The organism is Acinetobacter courvalinii (assembly GCF_014635545.1).
Lineage (GTDB): Bacteria > Pseudomonadota > Gammaproteobacteria > Pseudomonadales > Moraxellaceae > Acinetobacter > Acinetobacter courvalinii.
Window position 1 is genome coordinate 865612 of the sequence record NZ_BMDA01000001.1, and the last position, 12908, is coordinate 878519.

Genomic DNA, 12908 nt, shown 5'->3' on the forward strand with positions numbered 1-12908 from the left:
TGCTATCTTGAGTTGAATAAAAGGGAAATATGAAAAATCAAAAAAATAATCTGATCATTGTTGCCATCGTCTTGTTGGTCGCGGCTTATTTTGGTCTGGATCTTAAGCAAAAACAAAATACTGGTGCTGGTATTCAGACTTCGAATACAGGAAATAAGGTTTCTGTCGATGATCAGCACAAGATCATGCAGGCTTATCAGCAGCAACGCAGTAATGTTCAGGTGCAAGCTCAGGGCGTAGTGAAAGCGATTTTGCCTGATGATAATGATGGCTCAAGACATCAGAAAATGATTCTTAAGCTGGACAATGGATTAACCGTTCTCATTGCGCACAATATTGATCTGGCACCAAGAATTGAAGGGCTTAAAAAGGGCGATGTTGTTGAGTTCTATGGTGAATATGAATATAGCCAGAAAGGTGGCGTAATTCACTGGACGCATCATGATCCACGCGGAAAACACATGGATGGATGGCTAAAATATCAAGGGAAAATGTATCAATAATATAAGAGAGTTAAGGAGAAAGAGTTATTTGTTCATCCCAGAAATCTCGATCAAATGGTTTAAATTGAAGAGCATCTTTCTTTGAGATGCCAAATTCATTCATTAAATTGATATAAACTCTCTCAACATTTTCAAGTGCTGACTCTTCAATTGGACCATATATTTCACCATTTTTCATAATAAGTGCATAAATATAGTCAATTGAGCCGCCAAAACACTCATATTCAATAAAAAGCCATTGTCTAACATGATTAATATTCATCGCTCTAAAAAGAGCTTTTATTTCATCTGGTGACGATGGCGTTTTAATTGATGGGGAGAGCTTTATCCCAATGCCATGGAATGGTTCTTTGATATCTTTCCAAGTAGTCCCGTCAATAGGATAAAAAGGGCTTTTCATTTGCGCGGTTAATGCAAAAAAGCCTACAAATTGATATGACATTTAAATCCTATTCCTGAATATTTAAAGGTTACTTGCAAGATAGGCGCTAAATTAGCGTGTAAGCGCCAATTTTTGACGAATTTTCCATTTAGGTAGGACTTTAGCTAAATACGCGTCCATGCACCATACAGGGCCAATCAGAAGGAATTGTAAGTCTTTAAAGAAAGAAGGCTTCTTACCTTCAACTTTATGACCATAAAATTGACCGATCCAGGCAATTACAAATACCCCGATATAGAATCCGACACCGACTGGCAAGATCACAATCAGCCATGCCATCACGGCCAATAAAGCTGCCATTGCAATTGCAAGTACCAGGTCTAAACGAGCATAAAAGACTAAAGTTAAAACCAGCAACAACGCGGTGAGTAAGCTGCTAAAGTGCGCAAGGATACCAATAATCGAAAATAAGATGGCAGGCACACAAACCCAATGAATTTTCTTGTTGATCTGGTTCTGATGGCTATCGCTATATTCATCAAACCACTCATCTATCGATTTCACAATGCGCTCCTCGCTATATTCATTTTTATGGCTTCAATATACCGAACAAAAGAACAGGGCGTAAAGCGTTAAAAAAGATTGCCGATAAAAATAAAAAAAAGCCGCATGAAGCGACTTTTTTTGAATGATGTGGTTTAACGCTTAAGAGTTAGGACCATCAACACGTTCAATGCTGACATTACCCGTACCAGCGCTAGACATACCGAGTTGCTTTGCAGCACCATAAGATAAGTCTAATACACGGTTACCATGGAATGGGCCACGATCGTTGACCTTCACAACCACACTCTTGCCATTGTCTTTGTTAGTTACACGGATGTAACAGTTCAAAGGCAGGCTACGGTGTGCAGCAGTCATGGCATTCATGTCGAATGTTTCACCGCTTGCTGTTTTACGGCCATGGAATTGACGACCATACCATGAGGCAACGCCGCTTTGGCTGAATTTACGAACTGTGTTCGAAGCAACAGTATTCAGTTTTTCAATCACTGAAGGCTCTTCTTCAGGGATATCGATCTTTGCAGCAATCGTTTGGCGACGAACTTTGTCACCTGAACTCTCAGTGATTGAAAGACTATTAACGTTAGAGAAACGAGAATTAAAATTTTGAGAATCTTTGCTTAGAACGCGGGCAGCCAAATTAGAACCATCCACATCATTTGATAATGATGAAGACTGTACCATTTCAGCATGTAACGGGCTTAAACTTAAGCCTGCCGTCAGCGCTAGAATATATTTTAGCGAAAACTGCATTGTATAAACTCCTAGAGAACATGCTTTTCTATTTCAGTAAAAACGGCCTGAAATATAGTGCACATGTCTAATTATTCACTTTTGCAATTACTTTTAACTTGCGGCGATAATATTCATCGCTTACGAAGTGTGTCTAGTCTTTAACGATAAATAGTTACAAAAAGGGCAAAAACTTACAGTTTCTGGTTAAATAGTAATCAATATTGTAACAAAAAATGAATTTTGCTGATTCTGTGTTCGTTTTTTATTAAAAAATTATTGACTTTTTATAATCTTGTAAAAAAGCTAGCCTATCGGCTAGCTACTTCTGTACCTAATAACCATACTGCTGTCGCATACATACGGCTCTTATTGTAGGTGGTGATCACCTGAAAATTTGGATAAGTAATATAGTAAATCGGACCAAACTGATCTTGTAACTGAATCACATTGACCAGATCCAGATCATCAATTTTTACCAATGGGTTAACGGGGGTAATACCCAGTCTTTTCAGCTCACCATAAGGCGTTGGCTGGGTAAGGTCCTTGGCAATTACGCTGTCAGGATTATTGCCTGAGTAGCGTGCAGGGAAGCCAATTGGACGATCACGTTCCCAGCCATATTGAGCTAAATAGTTTGCAATTGATCCAATCGCATCAGCAGCAGAATTTCTAAGATCAATGTGTCCATTTCCATCGTAATCGACCCCAAGTTTCTGAATGTTACTTGGCATGAATTGTGGATATCCAATTGCACCTGCATAAGAGCCAACGATGCTATTCGTCGGATAACCTTCTTTATAGGTCCAGGAAATGAGTGCTGCGAGTTCATCACTAAAATAGTCGGCACGACGTGGATAGCCAAAAGCGAGCGTTGCAAGAGCATCACGTGTGATGAAAGAGCCTTTATTTGCGCCATAACCGGTTTCTACGCCGAGAATACCTAAAATGACCGCTTTAGGGACGCCATACTGCTGTTCTGCGCGATTAAGCACATCTTCATACTCGTTTTTGAAGCGAACACCACGTTGAATGGTACCTTCGACTAAAAACATCGAGCGATATTGATACCAAGGTTTGCTTTCACCCGGGCGGGTCATGATATTTAGAATATTAGGCAGGTTGCGCGCACCGCTCATGGCAGCGTCAATTTGTTCGCTGCTTAAGCCATAAGTGGTCATGGCTTTTTGTTTAAACGTAAAGTAATTCGGGTGATTATAAAATTCATTTGCTTGTGCCCAATTACTGCTCAAGAATAAACCAGCACTTAAAGTTAAAAATTTAAAAGTGTTATTTAAAGTAGGAAGAAACATAAGTTTATAAAATTCCTCATTATCGATGTGTATGAATAGACATAACCAGTCCAAAAGTTGACATAAGGGTAATAATTGCAGTTCCGCCATAACTCATGAACGGCAAAGGCACACCTACTACAGGTAAAATACCACTGACCATGCCTGCGTTTACAAATACATAAACAAAAAATGACAAACCAAAGGCGCCAGCCACTAAGCGACCATAGTTATGAAAGCTTTGTAGGCCAATCTGGAAGGTCCTGAAAATAATTGCACAGTAAAGAAGAATCAGCAGGGTAACACCAATCAGGCCAAACTCTTCTGAATAAGCTGCAATAATAAAGTCAGTATGACCTTCTGGTAAAAAGTGTAAATGGGATTGTGTCCCTTCAAGGAAGCCTTTACCCGAAAAACCACCAGAACCAATCGCAGTCTTAGACTGGATAATGTTCCAGCCTGTCCCTAAGGCATCTGCCTCAGGATTAAAAAGTGTTAATACCCGTTGACGTTGATAGTCATGCAGCAAGAATTCCCAAGCGATTGGAATAACAATCCCTGCAGCACCTGCGGCTGCCGCAATCAACTTCCATGACAGGCCGCTGAGGAAAAGCACAAAGATCCCGCTGGCAAGTACCAGTAAAGAAGTACCTAAGTCGGGTTGTTCTGCAATCAGGAGGAAAGGCACCACAATCAGCATTAACGATAGAATAACCTGAGAGAAGCTTGGCGGCAGGGCCTTGCGTGACAAGAACCAGGCCACCATCATTGGCATGCCGATCTTCATAAACTCACTTGGCTGCACACTACCAAAGCCGGGAATGTCAATCCAGCGTTGTGCACCCATACGCACTTCACCAAAGACCATTACTGCAATCAGGCACAAGACACCGAATACATAAAAGTAAGGTGAGAATGCCTGATAGACTTTGGGTGGAATCTGGGCCAAACCAAACATCACGGCAAAGCCGATCCCGAAACTCATCGCCTGTTTGGTAACAAGCCCGACATCTTGGGCAGATGCACTATATAAAACAGTGAGTCCGAGTATGGCATTGAGGATCAAAAACAGACAGAGCCAGGGATCAAGGTGAAGTTGTTGCCAACGGGAAAGTTGATTGGCTGTGCTCAAGCCATCACGTGGTGCTTGACGCAAAAATTTGTATTGTGAGCTTGGAGACATGCGATTCTAAATCAAGTAAATCAACGCTTCGCGCATGCTAACATAATCGCCGATTTAGACAATGCAAATTTAGAATTTGTGACATTTATAAGCGCTTAATTTTGCATAAAATCGGCATAAAAAAAGCGACGATTTTGCAATCGTCGCTTTCTTCTGGAGCAAAGCTTATTTTTGAACCAATAATTGATCAAAGTGCTTGGTGAAGACTTCAAGTTCGACTTGGCTTAGGCTTGGAATCAATTTCTTGATCACGATATGCACGGCGGTTTCAACACCACTGGTTGCTACACTGGCAACGCCACGTTTGACCATACCCAGGCCCAGTGTCTTGTTATATTCAGTCATAAAGTGGTGAATCAGCGCATCAGCGAAAGTCTTAAACTGTTGTGTTAATACATCGCGTTGCTCTTTACCGTTTCCGGCAGCCACTTCGGCAAAGCTCTTTTTCATGTCAGTCACAAGGCTATCTGGTAATACGGTACCGATGCGTTGTTTACCGTCATTGTCAATGAACAGGCTCTTTTCCATAAAGGCTAAAGATTCACGCACCTGATCATTTGACGCTTTGCCTAACAACTGTTTCATGAGTGTTTCAACAATGCCGCGAATTTTAATCGCCAGACCTTCGGTGGTATCCCGTTTATCACTTGGTGGAAACTGCTGAACCAGGTGAACCAACATGGTGTCAATTAACTCATCAGTAAGCTGTAGAGAGATTTTGTCACGTAAAGGGTATTGAGGCTCTTTACTGTCACGATTGGCTTGTGCAAGCTGAATGTCCTGACTCAAACTTGCTGACGGAAGAATACCGAAATAACTGGTCATTGAAGAACGTCCTCTATATATCAAATTTATTCGTTTTATTGTCGTGCCAAGCGAATTGGCTCGGGCATCCATGACAAATCTGATACTCGGCATGGGTTAATATCCAAGCCCCCGCGGCGAGTATAAGTTGCATAAACCATCAGTTTTTCAGGTTGCAAAAGTTGCCAGATATCGGCAAAGATTTGCTCGACACACTGCTCATGGAAACCATTATGCTGACGGTACGAGATAATATAAGCTAAAACGCTGCGATAACAAGGCTTTTTACCTTGCAAGCGAATAAAAACTGTACCCCAGTCTGGTTGACCTGTGACCGGGCAATTACTTCTTAAAAGATGAGAGTAAAGTTCAATTTCTACGTTTTCTTCGGCCGTAGCATCGAATTGCAATAAGCTTGAATCCGGATGTTCGGAAAGACGCTCAGGAACCAAATCATCAATGCAAATGCCTTGCGGTTTTGAAATCTCCAAGTCATCAACTTGAAATAGCTGTAATTCAACTTGAGCACCCGCAGCTTTGGACAGGTCCTGTTCAACTGTTGCAATAAAGGCTTGCTTCGAATCAAATTGGGTAAAGTTCATGCTATTGAAATACAGCTTGAGTGACTTTGATTCAATTAAGTTCGGTGAGCTGGCTGGCAAGGTTAAACGGCCAATCGCCACCTGAGGCAAACCTAGCTGATTCAACCATGAAATTTCAAAAACATGCCACCAGTCTTTACCTTGGGTAATGCCTTCAATATGCGCATATTGTTGACGAGACTCAGCACGGGTAATTGGAAATAAAACTTCCGGTTGATATTGAGTCGGGTATTGGGTGTCTTTACCCAATAAAGAAAGTTCAACACTCATTCACGCATTCCTGAACCACGAGCTAATAAATGATAGGCAATTGCATAGAGGACAACACAGCACAGGGTTACAACACCTAAAGAGAAGGCCACATTGACGTCGCTGTGCCCTAAAATGCCATAACGGAAGGCATTGACCATATATACAATCGGATTAACTAAAGAGACGTTTTGCCAAAAAGGGCTTAATGCACTGATGGCATAGAACACACCACCTAAGTAGGTGAGCGGGGTCAATACGAAAGTCGGGATAATTGAAATATCATCAAAAGACTTCGCATACACGGCATTAATAAAGCCACCCAGAGAAAATAATAATGAAGTAATAATGACGGTGTAGATCGTCACAAATAAATTATAAATTTCTAAATGGGTAAAGAACAAACTCATGATGGTCACAATCAGGCCAACCAGAACGCCACGGCTGACACCACCAATCACATAACCCCACAGGATTAAATGCAGTGGTACGGGACTCATAATCAGTTCTTCAATACTTTTCTGGAATTTTGCACTAAAGAAACTTGAAGAAACGTTGGCATAACTATTGGTAATGACCGCCATCATGATCAAACCAGGCACGATGAACTGCATATAGCTAAAGCCGCCCATTTCGCCAATACGTGAACCAACCAGATTTCCGAAGATCACAAAGTACAAACTCATGGTGATCGCTGGTGGCAGCAAGGTTTGTGGCCAGATGCGCATAAAGCGACGAATTTCTTTAACAACTAAAGTCCAGAGTGCAGTTTTTAATTGACTGAAGTTCATTCATTCGCTCCTGCAAGATTTTTCTCGACCATTTTCACGAATAACTCTTCCAGACGATTCGATTTATTCCGCATACTGTTCACTTGAATGTTCTGAGACTGCAATAACAGGAACAGGTCATTCATACTGTGTGCTTTATCCATGGTGACTTCGAGAGTCACAGGATCAATCAGATTAAATTTGAAGCCAATAATATTCAGATCAAAACCACTAATCGGTTCAGCCAGATCACAAATGAATGATTCTTCATTCAACTGATTAAGGAAGCCTTTCATGGTGGTATCTTCTTTAATCACACCACGATCGATAATTGCAATACGACGACACAACATTTCTGCTTCTTCTAGATAGTGCGTGGTCAGAATGATAGAGGTACCGTTGTCATTCATTTCAGTGAGAAAGTCCCACATCGAACGACGCAGCTCAATATCAACACCGGCAGTAGGTTCATCCAGAATCAGCAGCTTCGGCTCATGCATCATGGCACGTGCAATCATCAAACGGCGTTTCATACCGCCTGAAAGCATACGTGATTGAATATTACGCTTTTCCCATAGGCCAAGCTTTTCTAAATAATGTTCGGCACGTTGTTCTGCCACTTTTTTAGGAATGCCGTAATAACCGGCCTGGGTCACTAGAATATCGAAGGTTTTTTCGAATTGACCAAAGTTAAATTCTTGAGGAACAACACCAAGACATTGTTTTGCTTGAGAAGGATGGGTATCTAAGTTATGTCCAAAAATCTCAACTGAACCAGATGTTTTTTTGGCTAAAGAGCTAATGATACTGATCGTCGTCGATTTTCCTGCACCATTAGGGCCTAATAATGCATAAAACTCACCCTCAGGTACGGTTAAATTAATACCTTTTAACGCCTGAAAACCATTACGATAAGTTTTGGACAAATCGCTCAACACCAAAGCATCAGTCATAAACGTCTCACGTTGTTAAATAGAACGGGTATTTTGAGCGATATGAAAAAATAAACCAAGTAGAAAAATAGGTTTATGGCGTGTTAAAAACAGAACGTTGTGTATTCAAGCCGATTTAAAAGAGAATAGTCCTGTTTTTTATCCAGTTTGGGCGCTTAAAACTAATAATATCGTAATAAAAAACATGAAATTGTTGTTTTAATAAGCAAAAAACATTTTTGTTTAAGCCTACATGTTTACCAATATGTTTTTTTTGCCTATGATGTGGCTCGCATGCGCTCATAGCTCAACTGGATAGAGTACAGGTCTCCGAAGCCTGTGGCGTGGGTTCGAGTCCCGCTGAGCGCACCAGATTTACATTTTAAGACTAAAAAAATTACTCATATATTATATCTATTCAATCGTTTAACCATTAATACTTCTCATCAATTGTAGCTACCCAGCTTTTTCCTTATGATAATTTTGCAGTCCACAGGTAAATTAACCTATTTATAATTGCTACAACCTAAAACATCAGTGTGTTGGATAAAACATGTATAAGAAAATATTAGTATTAAGTTTGCTTCTGAGTGCAGGTTGTACGGATTCTTATAAAAAGGTCGCAGATGTTGAAAGATCAGATTATCTGGCGATGACTACTTTTCTGGATAGACTTTCTAAACAGTTGGTTGATCTTGATTCTCAGGTTCGGGCTGATAAGAATCAGGTGAGATTTAATAATATAGATGCCAACTCAAGTTATTTTTTCTTGCCAGAGGAGCATTGGCTAGATATTAAAGTATCAAAACGACCCGATCTCGAAAGTTGGAGCGAGGTTGTTGTCTCTTCAAGATATCCGAATGATTATCAGGCTTCAAAAAATGAGGCATTAAAATATTGTCGGGATTTATTGAAACTTGCGAATCCCAATTTTGCTGATGTATTTAATCAATTATCCAAAGAGTTTGAGGCATCGTCACAAGGGCGTAAATACAATAGCTTATTAAAAACAGAAGGGCTATATCTGATTGTACTGGATGGAGAACCTTTTGAAAGAGGTGCTCCATTTGTATGTTCAGTCACTCAAAGCTCATAAATGATTCATAAAATCTTTATTGATTATGATAAATGCTGTACAGAATAATTAATCAGTTTCAAGGTTTGATTCAATTGACTTGGCGGAATCCGTGATTCTTGCAATGAGGTAATCCATTGCATCTGACAAGCTTTCAGTTGATTTAATGAATCAATCGACTGAATTTTTTGTATTAGCGGGCGAGCCATCAGACCACAATAACTGCTTAGTGTCTGAATCATAACCTGCTGGATTTCAACAAAAGGAAGTTTTTCCAGTTCAAGTGTTTCTTCAACTATAGGTGTTGGTCGAATTATTTGCTTTTCTTGAACTGGCGCCGATTGAGTAGATAGGGTCTTATCAAAAGCAGCCATTGTTGACGTTGTTTGGCTTTGTTGTTTATTTACAGGTGAGGACTGCTGTTGCGCCAATAGTCCCATATCAATCAGTTGTTGCACCAGTTCGGTGGGTGCGATCCGTTGCTTATACGCCTGATTAAGCTCTTTAAAATCTTCGTGATCAATTAGAAGTAATAAACGACGTTGGCGGGCAGTTAAAGCAATACTGCGTTGTTGTAAGGCATTTTGCCCAAGTTCAGTTTTAAAAAAATGTGACATCTCTTAATTTCCCCCTAATCAAGATAAGACGGAAATTAAGATAGAGTTAAAAAATGACAGTAATATTAACAATTTATTAAATATTACTGCCTTTTAAAATTAAGATCGAAGGCTGTTAAGCTGCTTTGGCTTTGAGTTTGTTCGACTCATTTTGCTTCTAAGGCTTTGCGTAAATATGGGTCCAGATCTTCCTGACGCATCAACCATTGAATATAGTCGGCAGGAAGGTCCTGAATGGCCGTTCCTTTATGTTTGCCAAAGGTGATACTTTTAGGAATGCGCGCCTGTTCTGAGGCAACATAGAGTTGTTCAATATCTTGAATATTCAGCTGATGAATAATATGCATCAGGATATTGGCCGTTAAGATAATGTCTGCATCAGCACGATGCGCACCTTTAAGCATTTCACGCGCTTTATCGCTACCTTTAGAAATCAGATAGATGAGGGCGGAGATATTATGTGCTTCAGCATTTTCCCAGACATGGCGTGCAAGAGCTAAAGTACAGATTGGCTTTAGTTGAGATACATCGACACCACAACGGGCAATAGCGGCAATATCATAGTCAACGTTATGACCAATAATATAGGTGGTTTGAGTTGGAAGCTGGAATTCCTTATAAAAAGGTTGTCCCACCAGATCAGACTCTAAAATATGGTGCACTGCCATGGCAGCATAAGAAATCGGTTGTCCAACCTGATAAAGCTGATCAAAAATCTGCTTTTTATCCAGACTGAGTTTTCCATTTTCTATTTCAATCGGAGCGTAGGCAATTTCAATCGGCAAACCATTCAAGGTATGTGTTTCTGTATCAAGGATAATGGCTTGCATGAAAGTCGACCTGAGCTGAGTGGAGAATGCCAATATCTTACAAGAAATTTATTTGAAACAGGATTGAATCCGTAAAGGTCACTTTATTTTTTTAAACATAAAATTGAGTTTGGATAAATTAACAGCGAAAATTGAAAAAATACTTGAACAATTTGATATTAAGCGCATTCTTATGGAAGGAATTGCCTTAGTAAAAAAAATACTAAGTATTAAAATGAAAAACAAAATAGTTCAGGGAAAACTGTATGAAAATGAAATTATTATCCATTGCGATGTTGAGTTCGAGCCTATTGTTGACGGCATGTGGTGGCAGTGATGATGGCGATACAACCTATACACCCAAACCCGAAGTTCCTGAGAATAATATTAAAGATCCGGTTGTGGGGGTTCCAGTAGCATATACCAAAACAGATTTTAGCGCAGTAGCTACTGAAAGTTCCGTACTGACCTATAAAATGTTGGGACAGAATGGTAAGGAAACGATGGCAACCAGCCTGTTGTTTGTTCCAGGCGGGCCAACACCTTCAGGCGGATGGAAAATTGTTGCATGGGCACATGGTACAACAGGGGTGGCAGATCAATGTGCGCCAAGTCGTAATGTAACTAACCCTTACATTCAAAGTATGATTACGCAATTACTTGCTGCTGGTTACGTGGTGGTTGCGCCTGATTATGAAGGCTTGGGAGAACCAAGCGGCCGAGAATTGCATCCCTTCTTGAATGTTAAGAGTGAGGCGTTCTCCATTACAGATGCAGTAGTTGCTGCACGATATTATTTGGCAGGACAGGGTAAAACTGTATCACGTCAATGGATGACGGTGGGGCATTCACAAGGTGGGCAAGCGGCATTAGGGGCAGCACAATATCAAAGCCGTGCCAAACTGGATTATAAAGGAACAATTGCTGTTGCTCCTGCATCTAATTTGGCAGCTATTTTGGTCAATGGGAATGCATCTGTTGAAAATGCACCTTTGCCGCAAAAAATTGAAATGTATGCACAACTGGATACATTTACTGCCTTAATTACCGCTGGACTAAGAAACCTTGAACCAAGCTTTAGCTATACCAATGTATTCCAGTCGCCAACGGATGGGATCGCTAACAATGCAGAAACGGATTGCTTTGATGTGCTAGGTAAAAAGTTTGGAGCCGCCATGCAGAAATATGCACTGAGCAATGGTAATTTAACCAATTATCCTCGTACACAAACCAATTTCATGGCTGTGCCATTGGTAAAAACATTTTTGGAAAAAGATTCACAACCCGCTCAAGTGAAGTTGAATCAGCCTGTCACGATTTATCAAGGCGCACAAGATACTACCGTTCCTAAAGCGGCAACGGATGCACTTGTTGCGCTAGCTCAGAATAAAGGCTCCAAAATCCAATATCTTACTAGTGCCGAATGGGATCACGGTACAGCTTATGTCTTGAATATCGGCAATATTGTCAATGATGTAAAAACTGCGATGCCTGCGAATAATTAAGTCAGTATCCTGACAAGCCCAATCGGCGTATCACGATGATTGGGCTTGTTTTATCAGTTTTTAATGATCTGGGTTTCCCAGCCATCATATTTTGCATTAAATTGCTGGGCTAATTTCCAGAGTTGTAGGGTACATGCATCGATAGAGTGTAGGTCTACGTGATCAATTCTGGAAATCTGTAATTGGTAGGGGTGATGTGCTGGCTCCGCAAGGTATGTTTGATTCACTATCTCAAAACCTAAGCCATTAACGGCATTCAAAAAATTTGTACTGTCATTTTCATTCTGAAAATAAATCCAGTGATCTACAGGTCGGGCAAGCTCAAGATTGTCTCCGTGACTTTGAAGGTTCTCAATGACCGCTCTATTGGAAATCGTTTGCATGATTTCTTCACTGGGAAACATATAATTCAAATAGGTTGACCAGCTTGAATCGTTCTCTTTACTGAGTCGATAGCTATAGTCTGGATACCTTTGCATGATGTGATGAATGCTATGTTCGTCATCTACGCCATCCTGAGCATAGAAATAAAATGTTCTCAAGTGATTATGGGTTAAACGTCCTACATAAAGCATCGGATGGTGATTTGTAAGTGCGGGAATGATTTGATCTTCCATCTCGGCCAGATGATCGAACTCTTCACTGGAAGATAACCCATCTTCTCTGGAGTGGTTCATTTGTATTTCCACCCATATTAAGGTTGATCTTTCTGGTAGCGGTGCCACATCTGCTAAAGCCAGATTTAAGAAATAACTGGCCGGCTGTTCTTCTATTTCGCACATATAAAAATTCCAATTTTCAGGAACTTCTAATATCTGGTTTTCAGCGGAGTTGTTTGGTGTACGATTTTTCTTCGAAAGAAATTTCTCAATAAATCCCATTTGCATAT

General features: G+C 40.4%; 15 protein-coding genes and 1 tRNA gene. 4 read left to right on the plus strand and 12 right to left on the minus strand.

Translation table 11 applies throughout. The features are described from left to right. Positions 1-29 precede the first annotated feature (29 nt). Positions 30-503 (plus strand): DUF3465 domain-containing protein, encoded by a 474-nt coding sequence (locus IEV39_RS03745; RefSeq protein ID WP_005230999.1) that lies wholly within the window; start codon positions 30-32, stop codon positions 501-503. A gap of 10 nt (positions 504-513) precedes the next feature. Here IEV39_RS03745 and IEV39_RS03750 read toward each other — a convergent pair whose 3' ends face one another. The 9 genes from IEV39_RS03750 to IEV39_RS03790 all read right to left on the minus strand — a co-directional run bounded on the left by IEV39_RS03750 (position 514) and on the right by IEV39_RS03790 (position 8034). Beyond that, entirely contained in the window at positions 514-945 is a 432-nt protein-coding gene (locus IEV39_RS03750) for a hypothetical protein (protein WP_005230998.1), read from the minus strand. A 51-nt stretch (positions 946-996) separates the two neighbouring features. Beyond that, positions 997-1449: an Mpo1 family 2-hydroxy fatty acid dioxygenase gene (locus IEV39_RS03755; RefSeq protein WP_005286547.1), complete on the minus strand. Its 453-nt coding sequence runs from the start codon at positions 1447-1449 to the stop codon at positions 997-999. 141 nt (positions 1450-1590) lie between these two features. Further along, the gene (locus IEV39_RS03760) at positions 1591-2202 is read right to left on the minus strand and encodes a septal ring lytic transglycosylase RlpA family protein (protein ID WP_004772666.1); all 612 of its coding nucleotides are present in this window, start codon (positions 2200-2202) and stop codon (positions 1591-1593) included. 290 nt (positions 2203-2492) lie between these two features. Continuing rightward, positions 2493-3494 (minus strand): lytic murein transglycosylase B, encoded by a 1002-nt coding sequence (gene mltB, locus IEV39_RS03765; RefSeq protein WP_005286544.1) that lies wholly within the window; start codon positions 3492-3494, stop codon positions 2493-2495. Between the two features lie 19 nt (positions 3495-3513). Next, the gene (gene rodA, locus IEV39_RS03770) at positions 3514-4656 is read right to left on the minus strand and encodes a rod shape-determining protein RodA (RefSeq protein WP_005230995.1); all 1143 of its coding nucleotides are present in this window, start codon (positions 4654-4656) and stop codon (positions 3514-3516) included. Between the two features lie 165 nt (positions 4657-4821). Beyond that, positions 4822-5481, minus strand: a complete 660-nt coding sequence (locus tag IEV39_RS03775; protein ID WP_005230994.1) for a hypothetical protein — start codon at positions 5479-5481, stop codon at positions 4822-4824. Between the two features lie 35 nt (positions 5482-5516). Continuing rightward, entirely contained in the window at positions 5517-6332 is an 816-nt protein-coding gene (gene queF, locus IEV39_RS03780) for an NADPH-dependent 7-cyano-7-deazaguanine reductase QueF (RefSeq protein ID WP_005286541.1), read from the minus strand. Further along, complete coding sequence (locus tag IEV39_RS03785; RefSeq protein WP_004772656.1) at positions 6329-7102, minus strand: ABC transporter permease; 774 nt, start codon at positions 7100-7102, stop codon at positions 6329-6331. The genes queF and IEV39_RS03785 overlap by 4 nt, the downstream gene beginning before the upstream one ends. Continuing rightward, entirely contained in the window at positions 7099-8034 is a 936-nt protein-coding gene (locus tag IEV39_RS03790) for an ABC transporter ATP-binding protein (protein ID WP_005230992.1), read from the minus strand. The genes IEV39_RS03785 and IEV39_RS03790 overlap by 4 nt, the downstream gene beginning before the upstream one ends. A 275-nt stretch (positions 8035-8309) precedes the next feature. Between IEV39_RS03790 and IEV39_RS03795 the strand changes: the two genes are divergently transcribed. Together IEV39_RS03795 and IEV39_RS03800 are read left to right on the plus strand one after the other, a co-directional pair. Continuing rightward, positions 8310-8385, plus strand: a tRNA-Arg gene (locus tag IEV39_RS03795). Between the two features lie 181 nt (positions 8386-8566). Further along, positions 8567-9109: a hypothetical protein gene (locus IEV39_RS03800; protein WP_005286537.1), complete on the plus strand. Its 543-nt coding sequence runs from the start codon at positions 8567-8569 to the stop codon at positions 9107-9109. Between the two features lie 23 nt (positions 9110-9132). Here the strand turns inward: IEV39_RS03800 and IEV39_RS03805 are convergent, their stop codons facing one another. Beyond that, positions 9133-9705, minus strand: a complete 573-nt coding sequence (locus IEV39_RS03805; RefSeq protein WP_005286534.1) for a hypothetical protein — start codon at positions 9703-9705, stop codon at positions 9133-9135. A 146-nt stretch (positions 9706-9851) separates the two neighbouring features. Next, the gene (locus IEV39_RS03810; protein WP_005286531.1) at positions 9852-10535 is read right to left on the minus strand and encodes a putative quorum-sensing-regulated virulence factor; all 684 of its coding nucleotides are present in this window, start codon (positions 10533-10535) and stop codon (positions 9852-9854) included. Between the two features lie 245 nt (positions 10536-10780). Between IEV39_RS03810 and IEV39_RS03815 the strand changes: the two genes are divergently transcribed. Continuing rightward, positions 10781-12019 (plus strand): alpha/beta hydrolase family protein, encoded by a 1239-nt coding sequence (locus tag IEV39_RS03815; RefSeq protein ID WP_005286528.1) that lies wholly within the window; start codon positions 10781-10783, stop codon positions 12017-12019. A gap of 53 nt (positions 12020-12072) precedes the next feature. Here IEV39_RS03815 and IEV39_RS03820 read toward each other — a convergent pair whose 3' ends face one another. Next, complete coding sequence (locus tag IEV39_RS03820; RefSeq protein WP_005286525.1) at positions 12073-12900, minus strand: DUF695 domain-containing protein; 828 nt, start codon at positions 12898-12900, stop codon at positions 12073-12075. Between the last annotated feature and the right edge of the window lie 8 nt (positions 12901-12908).